Here is a 16283-nt window from a genome sequence, read left to right as displayed (position 1 = left end):
GATTTATCTAGTTGATGGAGGGATGAAAGAATGTCAACACTTGAAATTAAAGATTTGCACGTAACCGTTGAGGGAAAGGAAATTTTAAAGGGTGTAAATCTGATGATGAAAACGGGTGAAATCCATGCAATCATGGGTCCTAACGGAACGGGTAAATCAACTTTATCTGAATCCATCATGGGTAATCCTGCTTACAAGATCACTCAGGGCGATGTTTTGCTTGACGGTGAAAGCTTGTTGGACAAGCCGGTTGATGAACGTGCGCGCTTAGGGCTGTTTCTGGCGATGCAATATCCGTCGGAAATTCCCGGCGTAACGAACGCTGAGTTTATCCGCGGAGCAATTAATGCACGTCGTCCGAAAGAGGACCCGGTTTCGATTCGCAAATTTTTAAAAGAGCTTTCAAAGACAATGAATTTTCTGGACATGACCGATGAAATGGCTGAACGTTACTTGAACGAAGGCTTTTCAGGTGGTGAAAAAAAGCGTAATGAGATTCTGCAGATGATGATGATTAAACCTAAATTTGCAATTTTGGATGAAATTGATTCAGGTCTTGATATCGATGCTTTGAAAGTTGTTTCAAAAGGTGTCAATGAGATGCGCGGCCCTGAATTTTCATCATTGATCATTACTCACTATCAGCGGTTGCTCAACTACATCGTCCCGGACGTCGTTCACGTAATGATGGGCGGCAGGATTGTAAAAACAGGTGGTCCTGAGCTTGCCAGGAAGCTTGAAGATGAAGGGTACGCAGGCCTTCGTGATGAGCTTGGACTTGATATTAAGCTGACTGACGAAAACGCATAGGAGGGCTGGCATGAGCGAAATGACAACGGAAAAGTTTGAGACGTATGCAAAAAATGCCGGCGAACCGGGATGGTTTACTGAAAAGAGAAGAGCTGCTTTTGATAAGGCGAAAAGTCTTCCCATGCCTTCATTTCAAAAAATAAAGTATCAGCGTTGGCCGATTCAGCTTGAAAGAGAACTCGTTTTTAGCAGGAGCGAGCTTGACGGGAATGAAAAATCCGTCATCGATGACAGTGAAAATCTCTTGATTGAGTTTGGTCAATCGACGGACACCATCAAGATTTCAGAAGAACTTAAAGAAAAAGGTGTGATAGTTGCTGATTTAAAGACAGCGTTAACCGAGCATCGTGAGCTTTTTGAACGATATTATATGCAAAAGGCGGTCAAAGCTGACGAAAACCGGTTAACTGCACAGCATGCGGCCAAGGTTACGAGCGGGGCCTTGATTTATATTCCTAAAAACACGGTCATCAATAAGCCGATTATGACTTATTTCATCCAGGATGCGACAAAAGATGAGGATTACGTTCATCATGTTTTGCTGATTGCTGATTCATGCAGCGAGGTTTCATATCTTGAAAATTTATTGACGGTCGGAAACAACGAGACAACGGCGAACATTATCGTTGAAGTAATCGCCCGCCCGGGATCTCACGTCAAGTTTGCAAGCTTTGATCGTCTGGGCGAGAATACGACCACGTATCTTAATCGTCGCGGCTACCTTGAACAGGATGCCAAAATCGACTGGTCAATGGGGATGATGAATGACGGAAATATCGTTGGAGATTTTGATTCTGATCTGATTGGAAACGGATCCCATGCAGAGGCCAAGGTTGTTGCGATTACGACCGGCAAACAGGTTCAGGGAATCGACACGCGCGTTACGAACTATGGCAAGCACTCCATTGGCCATATCTTGCAGCATGGCGTTATCCTGGCAAGATCATCGTTGATTTTTAACGGTATCGGTCACATTATTCACGGAGCAAAGGGGGCAGATGCCCAACAGGAAAGTCGTGTTTTGATGCTTTCAACCAAAGCAAGAGGGGATGCCAACCCGATTCTGTTGATTGATGACAATGACGTCTCTGCAGGTCATGCCGCGAGCGTTGGACGCGTAAACGAAGAACAGCTGTATTATTTGATGAGTCGCGGACTTCCGAAAAAACTTGCTGAAAGATTGGTTATCAGAGGCTTTTTAGGTCCGGTTTTGACTGCGGTGCCAAGTATCTCGGTCAGAAAGAGGCTTTCAGACATGATTGAGGAGAAATTGATAGATGGCCAGGAAGATGAATGAAATTTACAAAGATTTCCCGATTTTGGATCAGATCGTAAATGATGAACGTCTGGTTTATCTTGACAATGCGGCAACGTCGCAAAAGCCAAAAGAGGTTATCGATGCCGTCAGCAATTACTTTTTAAGAGACAATGCCAACGTTCACCGTGGCGTTCACACTTTGGCCGAGCGTGCGACTGAGCAGTTTGAGCAGACCAGATTTAAGGTAAAGAACCTGATTAATGCAAAAAGCGAACGCGAAATAGTCTATACCAAAGGGACGACCGAAGGCTTGAATTGGATTGCTGCTTCGTTTGGTTCACAAGTCGTCAAGGCAGGCGATGAGATTGTCGTTTCCTACATGGAACATCATTCAAATATTGTTCCGTGGCAGATTCTGTGTGAAAAAACGGGTGCCAGACTCAAGTATGTGAAATTAACGGAAAATGGCGAGCTTGATTTTGAAGATGCCAGAGAAAAGATCACGGAAAAGACAAGAATCGTATCAATAGCTCAGGCCTCAAACGTCATGGGAGTTGTCAATCCTATCAAGGAACTGGCCAGACTGGCGCATGAGAACGGAGCCTATATGGTTGTCGACGGTGCTCAGTCCTTGCCGCACATGAAAGTTGACGTTCAGGACCTGGATGTTGATTTCCTGGCTTTTTCCGGTCACAAGATGCTTGGTCCGACCGGAATCGGCATTCTTTTTGGGAAGATGGAACTGCTTGAACGGATGAAACCGCTTGAATACGGTGGTGAAATGATTGACTTTGTCGAATTGGATCATTCAACCTTTAAGGAAGTTCCCTGGAAATTTGAAGGAGGAACCCAGAATATTGCAGGTGTCATCGGGTTAGGTGCCGCAATCGACTACTTGCAGGACGTGGGCTATGAGGAAATCGAAAAAACCGAGCATGAACTGGTTGAGTACGTGTTGCCCAAGCTTCTTCAAATTGATGGTCTTACCGTTTATGGGCCTGAGGAATCAGACAAGCATACCGGTGTGATTTCATTCAATCTTGAAGGGATTCACCCGCATGATGTCGCAACCGCGCTTGATATGGAAGGCGTGGCCGTCAGGGCCGGACATCATTGCGCTCAGCCTTTGATGAAGTATCTGAAGGTTCCGGCAACGGTCAGGGCAAGTTTTTATTTTTACAATACCAAAACTGATGCGGATCAGCTGATAAAGGCAATTTTGGCAACGAAGGAGTTCTTCAAACATGGCACTATCTAGATTGGACAACTTGTATCGGCAGATGATTCTTGAGCATGCGGATCACCCTCATCACCACGGAACGCTTGAAGATTCCGATCATCAACTTGAATTACGCAATCCGACCTGCGGGGACGTTTTGATTTTGCAGTTGAAGATGGACGACGGCAAGGTTTCAGATATTGCATTTTCCGGTGAAGGATGCACGATTTCACAGGCTTCGGCATCGATGATGACGGATGAGGTTATCGGCAAAACTCCAGATGAGATTGAAAAGATGGTTGTGGCTTTTTCCGACATGGTCACAGGAAAAGCTGAAAATGAAGAAGATTATGACGAAATTTTAGGCGACGCTTCAATTTTGGAAGGCGTTGCGCAGTTTCCTGCACGAATCAAATGTGCCACTTTGGCTTGGAAGGCAATATATCAAGCTTTAGGAGAAAATAACGAGGGGGTTGACAGGCAATGACAGAAAAAATGCCAGAACTTGGCGGTGAATATAAGTACGGTTTCAAAGACGATATTGAACCTATTTACACGACCGGTGAAGGATTAACCGAAGAAATCGTAAAGGAGATTTCCGAGGCAAAAAATGAGCCGGAATGGATGCTTGATTTCAGATTGAAAGCATATGAGACATATAAGAATCTTTCAATGCCTGATTTTGGCCCGGATTTGAGTCCGCTTGATTTTGAGCATATCAATTATTTTCGTCGTGATTCAGAAGGTGTTGCCAGAGATTGGGATGATGTTCCTGAAGAGATTAAGAAGACGTTTGACCGTTTGGGGGTGCCTCAGGCGGAAAGAAAGTATCTGGCAGGTTCATCCGCACAGTATGAATCAGAAGTTGTTTATCACAACATGCGAGAGGATTTCGACAAATTAGGCATTGTTTTCATGGATACCGATTCTGCCGTCAAAGAATATCCGGAACTTGTGAAGAAGTACTTCGGGAAACTTGTTTCGCCATCGGACAACAAGATGGCTGCCTTGAATTCTGCCGTCTGGTCAGGCGGTTCGTTCATCTATGTTCCGAAGGGTGTTAAAGTCAATGTACCTATCCAAAGCTATTTCAGAATCAATGCCGGGAATTCCGGACAATTCGAACGGACGCTGATTATTGTCGACGAAGGCGCAAGCATCAACTATGTTGAAGGGTGCACGGCTCCGAATTACTCAAAGGACAGTCTGCATGCTGCGGTTGTTGAGGTTTATTGTCTGAAGGATTCCTACTGCCGTTATACGACGATTCAAAATTGGTCCGACAACGTGTACAGTTTGGAAACAAAGCGTGCCAGAGCGCTTGAAAATGCCACGATGGAATGGGTTGACGGAAACCTTGGATCAAAAGTCACGATGAAATATCCTAGTGTCTATCTTGACGGAAAGGGTGCACGTGGAACGATGCTGTCAATTGCATTTGCAGGAAAGGACATCGATTCAGACACTGGCGCACGCATGATTCATAATGCGCCCAACACGACGAGTTCAATCGTTTCGAAGTCGCTTTGCAAAGACGGAGGACGCGTAGATTATCGCGGACACGTTCGTTTCGGGCGTAAATCTGACGGATCCTTTGCCCATGTCGAATGTGATACAATCATCATGGATGAGAAATCTGCAAGCGATACGATTCCGTACAATGAAATTCTGAACGGTAACGTTTCAATGGAACATGAGGCCAAGGTCTCAAAGATTTCGGAAGAACAGCTTTATTATCTGATGAGTCGCGGTATTCCTGAAGAAAAGGCCACTGAGATGATCGTCATGGGATTTGTTGAACCCTTTACGAAAGAACTTCCGATGGAATATGCAGTTGAGCTCAACCGCCTTATCAACTATCAAATGGAAGGTTCTGTGGGATAAGACTGGTACAGGTTGCTAAAGAGGCTGTGAAGAACCATGCCTCAAATTGAAAAAACGGATTAGATTTGCAGTTAATTGCAGTCTAATTCGTTTTTTCGTACGGATGACAAGCTTCTGATATGCAGGTACCGGTAAATTCAGAGCATGGAAGGCAACTTGAATCAATGTCTGTCTTTTAGTTCAATCGTGTGTTAGAATTGCATATAAACAAATTTATCGAGGTAGGGAAATGTCTAAGAGAAATCAGGGAATCATGCTTGCAATTATCGGAACGATGTTCTGGGGAATTTCCGGTCCGTTTGCGCAGGCATTGTTTGCACAAAATGTTAAACCGTTATGGCTGGTCGGGGTACGTTTGTTGTCAGCAGGAATTCTGCTTTCGGTCTGGGGGTTTATTTCGACTGATAAAGCGCAGCATAAAGAAATTCTTAAAAGGAAAAACTTGGTGCCGTTGATTTTATTTGCCGTTTTCGGGATGGTTCCTTCACAGTTGACCTTTTTCCTTGCAATCAGATACGGAAATGCTTCAACTGCAACGATTCTGCAGTTTTTGGGGCCTGTATTCATCATTATCTGCCTTGCGGTTCAGTATCGTAAGCTTCCACCGAGAATCGACGTGATTTCATTGGCGATTGCGGTACTGGGAACGGTTCTTGTTGTTACGAACGGAAGAATCGGCACACTGGCGTTATCCGGGGCAGGCGTTTTCTGGGGGATTATGGCAGGCGCCAGCCAGGCTTCCTATACTTTGATTCCAAGACGACTGCTTGAGCAGTTTGATGCGCGTCTGGTAACAGGATTGGGAATGCTTGTCGGCAGCATTTTATTCTGGCCTTTGATTTTGACCACGAAGATTCCTTCAATAACTCCGTTTACTGCGGGATCATTTGCATATATCATCATTTTCGGGACGATGGCAGCCTACTTGTGCTATCTTCAAAGCGTGAAGTACATTCCGGCTTCTACGACCGGAATGTTGAGTGCATTTGAACCATTGACGGCCAACGTTTTATCAGTGATTTGGTTTCATGAGACTTTGGGGGTCTTTCAGACATTGGGTGCCGCTTTGATTCTGTCGACCGCTTTTCTGCAGGCAATGGCTCTGAAGGGCAAATAGCATCTTGCATGTTCTGAGATGTTTTCTTAAAATTGGAGTTAAGGATATCTTAAGGAGGTTTTTTATGCTGATTGGATTTTTAAACGACTATTATGCAGCAGATTTCAAGAAGATACACGACATTGCCGGCAATCAGCATCTTGTCGGGCACAGCACTCGTTTTGACAAGGACTTGTTTGTCAAGATCTTTACTGAAAGCGAAATGTTCTATGCAGAACAAAACGTCAATCAGGTCTATTGTCCCGAGATATATCTCGACAGCGTGATTTTTGGCGACAAATACATCGTTGTCCTGATTGATCGTGAGCTGCATGATACGGATACTGAGCCGGTTGATGAACAACGGGCAGCTCAATACGGCGGGATGCTGGCGAGGTTTCATCAAAAGGTTACTGACAAGGTGCTTGTTGCAGATTATACGAATGTAAAACTGTCAGACCGGATCTTAAATGCCGTTGACGGCTTGAAGAATACCAGATATGAAGAAGACGTCAAGAAGGCCATGGGGATCCTGAGACCGGATTTTGATCAGGCCGATGAAGAATACAGACAGTTGCCGCATGTTGTCCTGCACGGAGATTTCAGCTTGAGAAACATTAAGCGTTATAAGGATTCTGAAGTTCTGATTGATTTTGAGTGGGCTTCTGTCGGTGTTGCATATGAAGATTTCATTAAGATTTTCTACAATGAGGTCAAGAATCCCAGACTCCGGTCGAGCTTTATCGAAGGTTACAGGAAAGTCTGTGACTTTGAGATTCCAGGGTATGGATTGCAGCGCTGCCTGCTGTTCCTCTGTGCCTTGGACATCTGTCGCTTCCATGTTACGCATGAACGCGAAAAATTCGGCGACATGCCTGACAGGATGCTGAAGACGATTGAAAACGGCGACGCCATTGTCGAGTTGGATTGAGAAGATGGCTTCTTGAAAGCGGGGATACATGTTCCTTCAAGGATGTGATGAACGGCCCTGTTTTTTGAATTGATTTCGGCACACTCAAAAAACGGATTGGAATTGCAGTTGATTGCAAGTCCAATCCGTTTTTTTAAAGCTCATTTGTATATTTCAAGCCAGCTCTTTTTTCTTGTCCAGATATTCAAACAGGCTTCCTTCTCGCAGGCCATGATTTGAAAATAGTATCTCATCGATATGGCAGGTTCTCAGAATCAAAATGAGCGGCGTTAATCCGCCAACGACGACGTCGGCTCTGGATTTTGCCAGACCGGGAACGCCTTCACGCTGCTTCTTGTCCATATCAATCAAGTCACCGACAATTTCAAATGCCTTGTCTGAAGGAAGACGGTATCCGTGAAGTTCAGGAAGATCATTATCTTGAAATTCGCGTCTTCTGGCAATTTTGGCTAAAGTACGGTTGCTTCCTCCAAGGCAGATCAGCGGAATCTTATGTGCTTCCGTCAGCCAGTCAACGTTGGTCAGTTCCTTTTCAACGCTGGTCATTGCATTGAAAAGATGCCGTGCTGAAATTTTGTCGTCAAGATGATGGGCGGCAGAAATGGTGACCGATCCAAAAGGAAGACTGATCAGATTTCTGACCTGGCCGTCTTTAGCCAGAATAAGCTCGGTACTTGCTCCGCCGGTATCCATGATCAGGCAGTCCCTGACCGGAAGCGTCCTCGTGACTCCCAGAAAATCAAGATAAGCCTCACGTTTTCCGGTGATGACTTTGAATTCAATACCAAGCTTCTTTCTGACGAGATTCAGAAACTCCTTCTGATTTGTCGCCTGGCGTACGGCAGCGGTTGCAATGGCGTTGACGTTTGGATTCTCCAGTTTCGAATAGATGTCCTTGAAGGATTTCAATGCCTGCAGTGTACGTTTGACCGGCTCCTGCTTCAGGGTCTTCTCCTGCCCCATGTTTTCTGAAAGGCGGACGTATTCCTTCAGCTGATGTGTGACGGTAAGCGTTCCGTCATCGGCAATGTTCGTGATTCGCAAACGAACTGAGTTGGAACCAAGGTCAATCACAACGTAATTTTCCATCAATCATCTTCCTCGCTTTCAAAAGGAAGGCCTGCTTCGTGCTTTGTCATCGGCTGAAAGGCGTTTTGACCGTTCAGGGCTTCCTTTTTCAATTTCTTGAGTCTCGCATTCTCTTTTTTGGCATCTTGAATGAACCTTTCCTGCGAGTTGTTCGGAATCAGTCCGCGACGGTCGATTCGGCTGAACTTGTCACCGTGAAGAATGCGGGTCTTGATGTTATCTTCCCACATTTCGTTGTAGATTGCAATTGCGCGCTTTTTCGTGTCGGACTGAATCAGCGGAAAGAGAAGTTCAACGCGACGATTAAGATTTCGTGTCATCATGTCTGCCGATGAAAGGTAGATGTCTTCGTTTCCGTTGTTGTAGAAGTAATAGATGCGACTGTGTTCAAGGAAACGACCGACGATGGAATGAACCTCAATGTTTTCGGAAATCCCCGGAATGTCAGTCTTTAAACAGCAGATGCCGCGGATGATCAGCTGAATCTTGACGCCGGAAGCTGAAGCCTCATACAGTTTCTCTATGATCTTGGGATCTGACAGGGAGTTCATTTTCATCTTGATGAAGGCGGGACGTCCGTTTTTGGCGGCATCTATTTCATCATCGATTTTCTCGTTGATGAACTTGCGGATGTTGTTGGGTGAATTGCGCAGCAGGTGGAAGTACGGCGGCCTGGAAAAGCCTGAAAGCATGTTGAAAAGGTTTGAAGCGTCGATTCCCATGTCCCTGTTGCACGTCAGAAGACCCATGTCCGTGTAGAAGTTTGCGGTGACGTCGTTGTAGTTGCCGGTTCCAAGATGAAGGTAGCGTCTGATTCCGTCATCATCCCTTCTGATGACGAGTGCGATTTTAGAGTGTGTCTTGAGGCCTACCAGACCGTAAATGACGTGGCATCCCATTTCCTCAAGATGCTTTGCCCATCTGACGTTGTTTTCCTCGTCAAATCGAGCCTTGACTTCAACAAGAACTGTGACCTGCTTGCCTGATTCGGCAGCCATTCCCAGATATTTGATAATCGGAGAATTGCCGGAAACGCGGTAAAGGGTCATCTTGATGGCCAAAACGTTCGGGTCCGTTGCAGCCTGGTGGATGAAGTCAGTCACGGCATCAAACGAATCATAGGGGTGCTGCAGCAGATAGTCCTTTTTTCTGATTGAGTCAAAGATGTTTTCATTCATTGAAAGGCTTGGATCAAGATGCTTTTTAAATGCAGGGTATTTCAGATCATCGTGGTCTGAGACAAGACGCGGCAGTTTTTTCAAAAACGTCAGGTCAACGGGTCCGTTGATGAGGTAAATGGCATTTTTGGCAACTTTCAGCGTTTTAATCAGGCGTTTCTTCAAAACGTCCCCAATCGTATTTTCGATTTCAAGGCGTACCACGCCACCGTGCTCACGTTCCTTAAGTTGATTTTGAACGGCGCGCAGCAGATCGGATGAGTCTTTTTCGGCAACGTCAAGGTCCATGTCGCGGATTACTCTGAAGACTGCAGTTTCTTCGACTGAAAATCCGGTGAAAAGCTGCCCGATGTATTCCTTGATGATATCTTCAAGCAGGATGAAGTCATTGTCCCCGCCGGGAAGTCTGACGATTCTTGAAAAAACGTCGGGAATGCGCAAAGTCGCAAACAATTTGTCAGTGTTCTCTGCATTTTTCAGCATAATTGCAAGGTTGAGCGAATTGTTGCTGATGAACGGGAAAGGTCTTGAAGAATCATCTGCCATCGGCGTCAGAACGGGGTAGAGTTCGTCTTCAAAATAGTTTTTGATGAAGTCCTGCTGTTCTTCGTTCAAGTCGGCCGGCTTCAGCAGGAAGATGCCGTTTTTTTCAAGCAGCGGCAGAAGTGAGCGGTTGAGCGTTGAATAGCGCTTTTCGACCATATCGTGTTCTTTTTCATTGATTGCATCGATTTGTTCCTTCGGGGTCATGCCCGATGGATCGGTGTCGTTGATTCTGACTGAGACGAGCTTATTGAGTGATGCGACGCGGACCATGAAGAACTCATCGACGTTGCTTTGAGTGATTCCAAGAAAATTGATCCGCTCAAGCAGCGGATTGTCAGCATCCCTTGCCTCCTCAAGAACGCGGCCGTTAAAATCGATCCAGCTTAGTTCGCGGTTTTTGAAATATGAATTCTTTGAAAACTTCTTAGCCATTGTTTCCGATTCTCCTTTGCTTCAAGACAGGTTTGATTCCGAAGACTTCTTCAAATAACCTGGCCTTGTGATTGAAGGCCCATTTTTCCAAGGCAAGATTGTGTGAAGAAGAGGCAGTGATGACGAGTGAATCCTTTTTCAGGGAAACCGATATTTTTTGAATCTTCTGCTTGCCGGAATCATCCAGTGCATCTGCCAGCCTCAAAATGGCAGCCAGTTTAGCGACGATAATTTGCGAATCTGCTTCGATATGGCGATAGTGAGCCTGTTCAAATGCAGGGGATTCGACCGAATGGTAGCGGGCGATATCCGCAATGATTTTATTTTCTTCATCGGAAAGTCCAATCAGCTTCGTTGCCTGCAAAATATAGGCAGAGTGCCGGTAATGACCGTGCGAGTTGATGAAATTGCCGATGTCATCCAATGAGGAGGCGATTTGAAGGAGCAGGCGCTCGCGTTTGCCGAGACGATGGAGCTTCTTCAGCTGATCAAACAGGTGAAGGGCAAACTTGACGGTGGCCTTGCGATGCTTTTCGTTTGTAAGATATCTTTTGGCAAGATTTTCAGCGGATGTAAGAATCACGTCGTTTAAATCGATGTCAAGATATCCGAGTTCATTTCTGATCTGCATGGCGATTCCGTCCGGAACGGTCATCTTCGTCAGAATCAGATCTTTTGAACCGGCAAGCTTCAAGAGCTTTCTGACCAGCAGGATATCCGGAACAATCCTGTTTACCAGACTTTCATCGATTCCGAGACGCTGACTTAAAAACTGGTCCGGAGAATCGATTGCCTCATCGGCGAACGTATTGAAGTCCTTCAGGGAAATGCTTTGAAGTGCCATGGCATCTTCGTCAGCATCCATCAGCTTGTTGAGAACAAGCGAATCCTGAACGAACACGTGAACGTTTCCTTTTTCCCTGTCAAATTCCGGACGCAGAAATGCAAATTTGCTGTCGATATAGTCCTTGACGACCTCAACCGGGTTTCCGGCCGTATTCTGGAGTTCCTTTGTGATGTCATCCAGTTCCTGATAGCCGATTGCAATGTTCCATGCGGTCTGGAATTTCTGATGACTGAATTTTGAAAGGGTAATCGTGGCAGACCCGATGTTCATCAGGTAAATCGTATCCTTGCTCAGGTCTTCAAAGCGCTTTGAGCATTCCATTGTTGCAATTGTCTTGTAGTATGTAATCTGACTTGTATTGAGCCATTTGACTTTCAGTTTGGTTCTGACGTAAATCTGGTCGCTCAGATAGCGGGCGGAAACATCGTCAACGAGCTGCTGATTGGCCCAGAAATCATAATCATCGACGTGATAGTCCTTCAGCAATTGCAAAAATCCGTCAAGAGAAGAAACGATTTTCTTAAGCTCATGGCGATAAATTGAAGACTTGTGCTTTTCCTGCACGAAAACGGCCGAACTTGCCGTTTCAACGATTTCCTGCGTTTTGAGATCGATAATGTTCAATTTCAATTTGAGCGGCGACATGTAAATGATTCCGTATAATTTGTCTGCAGCCACAAAATCACCCCTGTTTCAAGTTATCTACTACTTAATCATAGCAGAAAAAGATGGTACATAAAATAACGTTTTCGTAAAGATGTCAGGATGAGCGCAGTTTTCGAAGTGCAGTGAGGTCATTTGACGCCTTTGGCATAATGCGGTGACAAAAAGAGTGACATGTCGAGGGATATCATGTATTATCTTAATAGGTATTAAATGGAAATTTTTTAGTGCTTTAATCAAATACTTATTGTATAATAAAAATGGCCGTATAAGAAAATTATATCTACAGAGGATGATTTAAGATTATGTCAGAAAAGAAGTTACACATTGCTTTGCTTTTTGGCGGCAATTCATCAGAACACGATGTTTCAAAACGTTCCGCTCACACGGTTTTTGATGCGTTGGACAAAGATAAGTACGAAGTTTCGGTATTTATGTTCACCAAGCAGGGATTTTTGCTCGGCAACAAGGATTCCATGAGAATTTTTGACGGAGAACCCGAAGATGCCGTTGTGGCAGAAGCAATCAAGGATGTTGATTTCTCAAATCCTTTGGCTAACATTCAAAGCCTTTCAGAAGTCAGGGATATTGATCTGTTCATTCCGGTCATTCACGGAAATATGGGTGAAGACGGAACCGTTCAAAGCTTGTTCCGTTTGCTTAACAAGCCGTATATCGGCAGCGGCATTGCTTCTTCGGCAGTTTCATTCGACAAGGATCTGACAAAGCAGCTCCTGACGTATCATGGCATTCGCAATACGAAGTATGTTGTCGTTACGCCGGAGAATCAAAATGAATATACTTATGAAAAATGTGCTGCTGAACTTGGAGAAACGTTGTTCGTCAAGCCTGCTCGTCAGGGCTCATCCGTTGGAATTTACAAGGTTTCGAACAAGGAGGAGTTCGACAAGGCGGTTCAGGACGGATTCCATTACGATTTCAAGGTGCTGGTTGAAGAAACGATTGCCAATCCGCGCGAAGTCGAATGCTCCGTTTTGGGAAATCGTGACATCAAGGCATCAAAGCTCGGCGCCATCCGCGTTCCTGCAGAGGATGCATTTTATGACTACAACAACAAGTTCGTTGATGCGTCAGGCGTCGTTTTCGAAATTCCTGTCGAACTGCCGGAAAAGCTGACGAAGGAAATTCAGCAAATGTCGCTTGATGCCTTCCGCGTTCTCGGAAACCGCGGTCTTGCACGAATGGACTTCCTTGTTGATGAAAATGACGTGCCTTATTTCGGTGAGGTCAATACTCTGCCAGGATTTACGAATATTTCGCTTTATCCGCAATTGTGGGCCGTTTCCGGCATCAACTACAAGGATCTGCTAGATCGCCTGATTCAGCTGGCCTTTGATGAATTTGAAGATAATGCCAAGCTTCATTATGATTTTGTCGAACTCGGCTCAGAAAAACTTGGCAAGGGGCTTTTGACTGACGAAGACAAAAAGTAAACAGATAAGTCATCGATTCGCTTTTTCGTGGTCAGAATCGGATATTTACAGAAAAACTCTGAGAATCAGCGTGTTCTCAGAGTTTTTTTGCATTTGAAAATTTCAGGAAAACTTTTTGACTTGCCTGAGCTGAGCTTTTTTTCTAAGATATATAGTAATTAATAGTCAGGGGTGTTTCGAGTGACGAACGGCATATCTTTTTTAAGGGAATTGACTGAAAAATTGTACAAACGTCCTGGAATGGCGTTGTTGTGGTCATTATTATGGATGTTCATGATGCTGGCGCTTAAAGTTGACGGCATGTTTTTTGTTGTTTTGCTGCTGATTTTGTTTTTGGCTCTGGATTTGACAACTGCATATTTATTTGGTGACATCAGACCTGAAAGAAGGCAGCTCATCCGTTTCGTCCGGGTCAGTCTGCTCAGTCTGAGCTGGAGGGGGATGCCGTTCGTATTTCGAGTATTGTCGCAAATTCCTGTCCCGACTGCGATGCAAAATACGATTTTTGATCATCGAAGGCAGTTTGTTTTAATGGTTGTCTGCGGGGGTTTTGGCATGATCTGGCTTTTTTGTTCCGTGTCTGATGAAACGGTCGGGGTGTTTTTTTCAAAAAAAATAAAAAGCAGATGTCTTTTTTTGCGCATTTTATTATTGGAAGCGGAATATATCCTTTGGTCAGCGTTTCTTTTTGAAATCGGATATTGGCTGTGCAGTCATCTGGCTGACAATGTTCAGCTTTTTGGGGAAATGCTGATTCTTATGCTGAAGTGGCTTTTGACTATCGTGTATCAAATGGCGTGCTTTAGGCTTTACTTTGGAAATTGTTCATTCGATTCGCATGTTTCAAGAGTCAGCCGATCTGTTAAAATCTGCTTTTTGATTGCGGCCGTCGTGCAATTGATATTTGTCAAAAATTCGCTTGTTCCGAACCTTCAAAGCGACTTTAAAATAGTTGCGCACCGCGGATCCGACGGAAACAACGGTGTTCCGAATACCGTTCCCACGCTTAAGGATTCAAAGGAAAATCTTTCTCCTGATTATTCAGAACTTGACGTCAGACAGACGGTTGATGGACGTTTCGTCGTGATTCACGATGCAATGCTGGCAAATTCTTCAGGAAAGGAACATGAAGTAAACAATCTCAGTCTGGGTGATCTGGTAGAGCAAAAAATAAAAGAAAGAGGTCATGCCGCATATCTTTCAGGCTACAGTCAGTATCTTGACGTGGCGCATCAAATCAAGCAGCCGCTGATTACCGAAATCAAGACGGATGCACATGACAATTATGATTTGGCTGCTGAATTCTGTCATTTGTATGCTGATTCGATGGTTGATCATGGCGACATGATTCATTCAATGGATTATCGGATCATTGCCAGTGTGAAGGATTCCGAAAGACGCTTGAAGTGCGGGTATGTTTTGCCGTTTGAAATTTTTTCGATGCCGGAGGGGGAGATGGATTTTTATTCAATCGAATTCTTAACGATGAATCGTTCTTTTATCAATGCCGTGCACGACCGGAAAAAGAAGGTCTATGTCTGGACCGTCAATAACAGGTTAGACTGTCTTCGCGTTTACGCAATCGGTGCCGATGGCATTATTACCGACAACGGCAGCAAGCTCAGGCGTGTTTTGAAAACAGCAACAAAAGCCGAACTTTCCTTGGGATGTTTTATTAACAGTTACGTGACGTTGAAATAGAGGTGTTTGAATGGATAGTTGTCCTTGGGTATTGAATAAAGCCAATTTGGCAAAATTTCATGAAGAGGAATGGGGTCACCCCGTTCATGATGATAATAAGCTTTTCGAGTTTTTGAGTCTTTCCGTCTTAGCGGCCGGACTGTCATACGAGACCGTCCTGGATAAGCGGGATGACTTGCGACTGGCGTTTCATGACTTCGAAATTGATGAGGTTGCGCAGATGTCAACGGAAGAAGTCGAGGAACTTCTCAGCGATAAAAGAATGATTCGAAACAAAAGGAAAATTTCGGCCGTTGTCTGCAATGCGAGGGTCAGCAGGGAAATGCGCGCAAACGGGCAGACATTGGATGATTTCCTTTGGAGCTACACCGGTTTCAGAACAATTGACAATAAGTGGCTTCATGCAGAGATGATTCCGGAGCAGACGCTGTTGTCAAGAAAGATTTCGGATGAGATGCACGAAAGAGGTTTTGTCATGGTCGGGCCCGTTTTAATCTACAGTTTTTTAGAAACCGTTGGAATCGTCAATGATCATTTGATTGATTGTCAGGCAAGAATATCATAAAAAAACAGAAACCCGGAAAAAGGTTTCTGTTCTGTACGTCAAGGATTAAGCTTATTTGGCGTCTTTTTTAAGCGCTGGTTTATTATCGAGATCAGTTCTGACGACCAAAACGTCGCATGGAGCCGTACGCGTTACGTACTCAGTAACCGAACCAATCAACAAGCGTTCAACGGCATTCAGACCGGTAGCACCGATAACAATCAAATCAATCTTCTGGTCTTCCGGAATGTCTTTTGCTATAACGGCTTTTGGAGCACCATATTCAACCGTGAAGTCAATATTCTTAACACCGTCTGCCTTGGCAGATTCAACGTAACCTTCCATTGTCTTCTTGGCGGTTTCGGTTACCTGATCCACCATTGCCGTGTCAAAGCTTGAAATATTTTGGAAAGCACGCGTATCGACAACGTGAACTAAATGAAGAGTCGTTTCATCACCATTTCTCTTTGCGACAGAAACGGCTTTCTTGAATGCTAATTCAGCCTCGCGAGACCCGTCGACAGGAACAAGAATGTTTTTGTATCTTTGTAACATTTGACTCACCCTTTCTTTACTTTCATATTCATTTTACTTTATTTATGTGAAAAAATAAAGTGAAAACGCTCACTTT

The 16283-nt window shown here is 44.6% G+C and carries 14 protein-coding genes; 10 read left to right on the top strand and 4 right to left on the bottom strand.

The annotated features are described in order from the left end of the window. Positions 1-30 precede the first annotated feature (30 nt). The 7 genes from sufC to V7Z60_RS00165 all read left to right on the top strand — a co-directional run bounded on the left by sufC (position 31) and on the right by V7Z60_RS00165 (position 7198). Entirely contained in the window at positions 31-810 is a 780-nt protein-coding gene (gene sufC / locus V7Z60_RS00195) for a Fe-S cluster assembly ATPase SufC (RefSeq protein ID WP_334115412.1), read from the top strand. A gap of 10 nt (positions 811-820) precedes the next feature. Continuing rightward, complete coding sequence (gene sufD, locus V7Z60_RS00190) at positions 821-2107, top strand: Fe-S cluster assembly protein SufD (RefSeq protein ID WP_334115411.1); 1287 nt, start codon at positions 821-823, stop codon at positions 2105-2107. Beyond that, positions 2088-3326: a cysteine desulfurase gene (locus V7Z60_RS00185; RefSeq protein ID WP_334115409.1), complete on the top strand. Its 1239-nt coding sequence runs from the start codon at positions 2088-2090 to the stop codon at positions 3324-3326. Before sufD ends, V7Z60_RS00185 begins: the two co-directional genes overlap by 20 nt. Continuing rightward, positions 3313-3774, top strand: a complete 462-nt coding sequence (gene sufU / locus V7Z60_RS00180; protein ID WP_334115407.1) for a Fe-S cluster assembly sulfur transfer protein SufU — start codon at positions 3313-3315, stop codon at positions 3772-3774. Before V7Z60_RS00185 ends, sufU begins: the two co-directional genes overlap by 14 nt. Beyond that, on the top strand, positions 3771-5171 hold the full coding sequence (gene sufB / locus V7Z60_RS00175) for a Fe-S cluster assembly protein SufB (protein WP_334115405.1): 1401 nt from the start codon (positions 3771-3773) through the stop codon (positions 5169-5171). The genes sufU and sufB overlap by 4 nt, the downstream gene beginning before the upstream one ends. A gap of 229 nt (positions 5172-5400) precedes the next feature. Next, on the top strand, positions 5401-6288 hold the full coding sequence (locus tag V7Z60_RS00170; RefSeq protein WP_334115404.1) for a DMT family transporter: 888 nt from the start codon (positions 5401-5403) through the stop codon (positions 6286-6288). A 64-nt stretch (positions 6289-6352) separates the two neighbouring features. Next, positions 6353-7198 (top strand): phosphotransferase, encoded by an 846-nt coding sequence (locus V7Z60_RS00165; protein ID WP_334115403.1) that lies wholly within the window; start codon positions 6353-6355, stop codon positions 7196-7198. A gap of 153 nt (positions 7199-7351) precedes the next feature. Here the strand turns inward: V7Z60_RS00165 and V7Z60_RS00160 are convergent, their stop codons facing one another. Genes V7Z60_RS00160 through V7Z60_RS00150 form a run of 3 tightly spaced genes read right to left on the bottom strand, consistent with a single transcriptional unit; the run spans position 7352 to position 11968 of the window. After that, positions 7352-8287: a Ppx/GppA family phosphatase gene (locus V7Z60_RS00160; RefSeq protein ID WP_334115402.1), complete on the bottom strand. Its 936-nt coding sequence runs from the start codon at positions 8285-8287 to the stop codon at positions 7352-7354. Beyond that, the gene (locus V7Z60_RS00155) at positions 8287-10443 is read right to left on the bottom strand and encodes an RNA degradosome polyphosphate kinase (RefSeq protein WP_334115401.1); all 2157 of its coding nucleotides are present in this window, start codon (positions 10441-10443) and stop codon (positions 8287-8289) included. The genes V7Z60_RS00160 and V7Z60_RS00155 overlap by 1 nt, the downstream gene beginning before the upstream one ends. Then, a complete protein-coding gene (locus V7Z60_RS00150) occupies positions 10436-11968 on the bottom strand; it encodes an exopolyphosphatase (RefSeq protein ID WP_334115399.1) in 1533 nt (510 codons plus the stop codon). Before V7Z60_RS00150 ends, V7Z60_RS00155 begins: the two co-directional genes overlap by 8 nt. Positions 11969-12258: 290 nt before the next feature. Between V7Z60_RS00150 and V7Z60_RS00145 the strand changes: the two genes are divergently transcribed. The 3 genes from V7Z60_RS00145 to V7Z60_RS00135 all read left to right on the top strand — a co-directional run bounded on the left by V7Z60_RS00145 (position 12259) and on the right by V7Z60_RS00135 (position 15673). Then, on the top strand, positions 12259-13407 hold the full coding sequence (locus V7Z60_RS00145; protein WP_334115397.1) for a D-alanine--D-alanine ligase family protein: 1149 nt from the start codon (positions 12259-12261) through the stop codon (positions 13405-13407). Between the two features lie 240 nt (positions 13408-13647). Next, the gene (locus V7Z60_RS00140; protein ID WP_334115457.1) at positions 13648-15108 is read left to right on the top strand and encodes a glycerophosphodiester phosphodiesterase; all 1461 of its coding nucleotides are present in this window, start codon (positions 13648-13650) and stop codon (positions 15106-15108) included. A 10-nt stretch (positions 15109-15118) separates the two neighbouring features. Continuing rightward, positions 15119-15673 carry a DNA-3-methyladenine glycosylase I gene (locus tag V7Z60_RS00135; RefSeq protein WP_334115396.1) on the top strand — a complete coding sequence of 185 codons (555 nt, stop codon included), beginning with the start codon at positions 15119-15121 and terminating at the stop codon, positions 15671-15673. 51 nt (positions 15674-15724) lie between these two features. Here the strand turns inward: V7Z60_RS00135 and V7Z60_RS00130 are convergent, their stop codons facing one another. Continuing rightward, complete coding sequence (locus tag V7Z60_RS00130) at positions 15725-16207, bottom strand: universal stress protein (protein WP_003694453.1); 483 nt, start codon at positions 16205-16207, stop codon at positions 15725-15727. Positions 16208-16283: the final 76 nt, after the last annotated feature.

It is taken from the genome of Ligilactobacillus sp., from assembly GCF_036846325.1.
Lineage (GTDB): Bacteria > Bacillota > Bacilli > Lactobacillales > Lactobacillaceae > Ligilactobacillus.
This window is presented reverse-complemented; position numbering and strand designations above follow the sequence as displayed.

Bases quoted from the DNA above. Each gene is read 5' to 3' on its own strand.
- sufC (WP_334115412.1), top strand. From the start codon at position 31: ATGTCAACACTTGAAATTAAAGATTTGCACGTAACCGTTGAGGGAAAG.
- sufD (WP_334115411.1), top strand. From the start codon at position 821: ATGAGCGAAATGACAACGGAAAAGTTTGAGACGTATGCAAAAAATGCC.
- V7Z60_RS00185 (WP_334115409.1), top strand. From the start codon at position 2,088: ATGGCCAGGAAGATGAATGAAATTTACAAAGATTTCCCGATTTTGGAT.
- sufU (WP_334115407.1), top strand. From the start codon at position 3,313: ATGGCACTATCTAGATTGGACAACTTGTATCGGCAGATGATTCTTGAG.
- sufB (WP_334115405.1), top strand. From the start codon at position 3,771: ATGACAGAAAAAATGCCAGAACTTGGCGGTGAATATAAGTACGGTTTC.
- V7Z60_RS00170 (WP_334115404.1), top strand. From the start codon at position 5,401: ATGTCTAAGAGAAATCAGGGAATCATGCTTGCAATTATCGGAACGATG.
- V7Z60_RS00165 (WP_334115403.1), top strand. From the start codon at position 6,353: ATGCTGATTGGATTTTTAAACGACTATTATGCAGCAGATTTCAAGAAG.
- V7Z60_RS00160 (WP_334115402.1), bottom strand. From the start codon at position 8,287: ATGGAAAATTACGTTGTGATTGACCTTGGTTCCAACTCAGTTCGTTTG.
- V7Z60_RS00155 (WP_334115401.1), bottom strand. From the start codon at position 10,443: ATGGCTAAGAAGTTTTCAAAGAATTCATATTTCAAAAACCGCGAACTA.
- V7Z60_RS00145 (WP_334115397.1), top strand. From the start codon at position 12,259: ATGTCAGAAAAGAAGTTACACATTGCTTTGCTTTTTGGCGGCAATTCA.
- V7Z60_RS00140 (WP_334115457.1), top strand. From the start codon at position 13,648: ATGGCGTTGTTGTGGTCATTATTATGGATGTTCATGATGCTGGCGCTT.
- V7Z60_RS00135 (WP_334115396.1), top strand. From the start codon at position 15,119: ATGGATAGTTGTCCTTGGGTATTGAATAAAGCCAATTTGGCAAAATTT.
- V7Z60_RS00130 (WP_003694453.1), bottom strand. From the start codon at position 16,207: ATGTTACAAAGATACAAAAACATTCTTGTTCCTGTCGACGGGTCTCGC.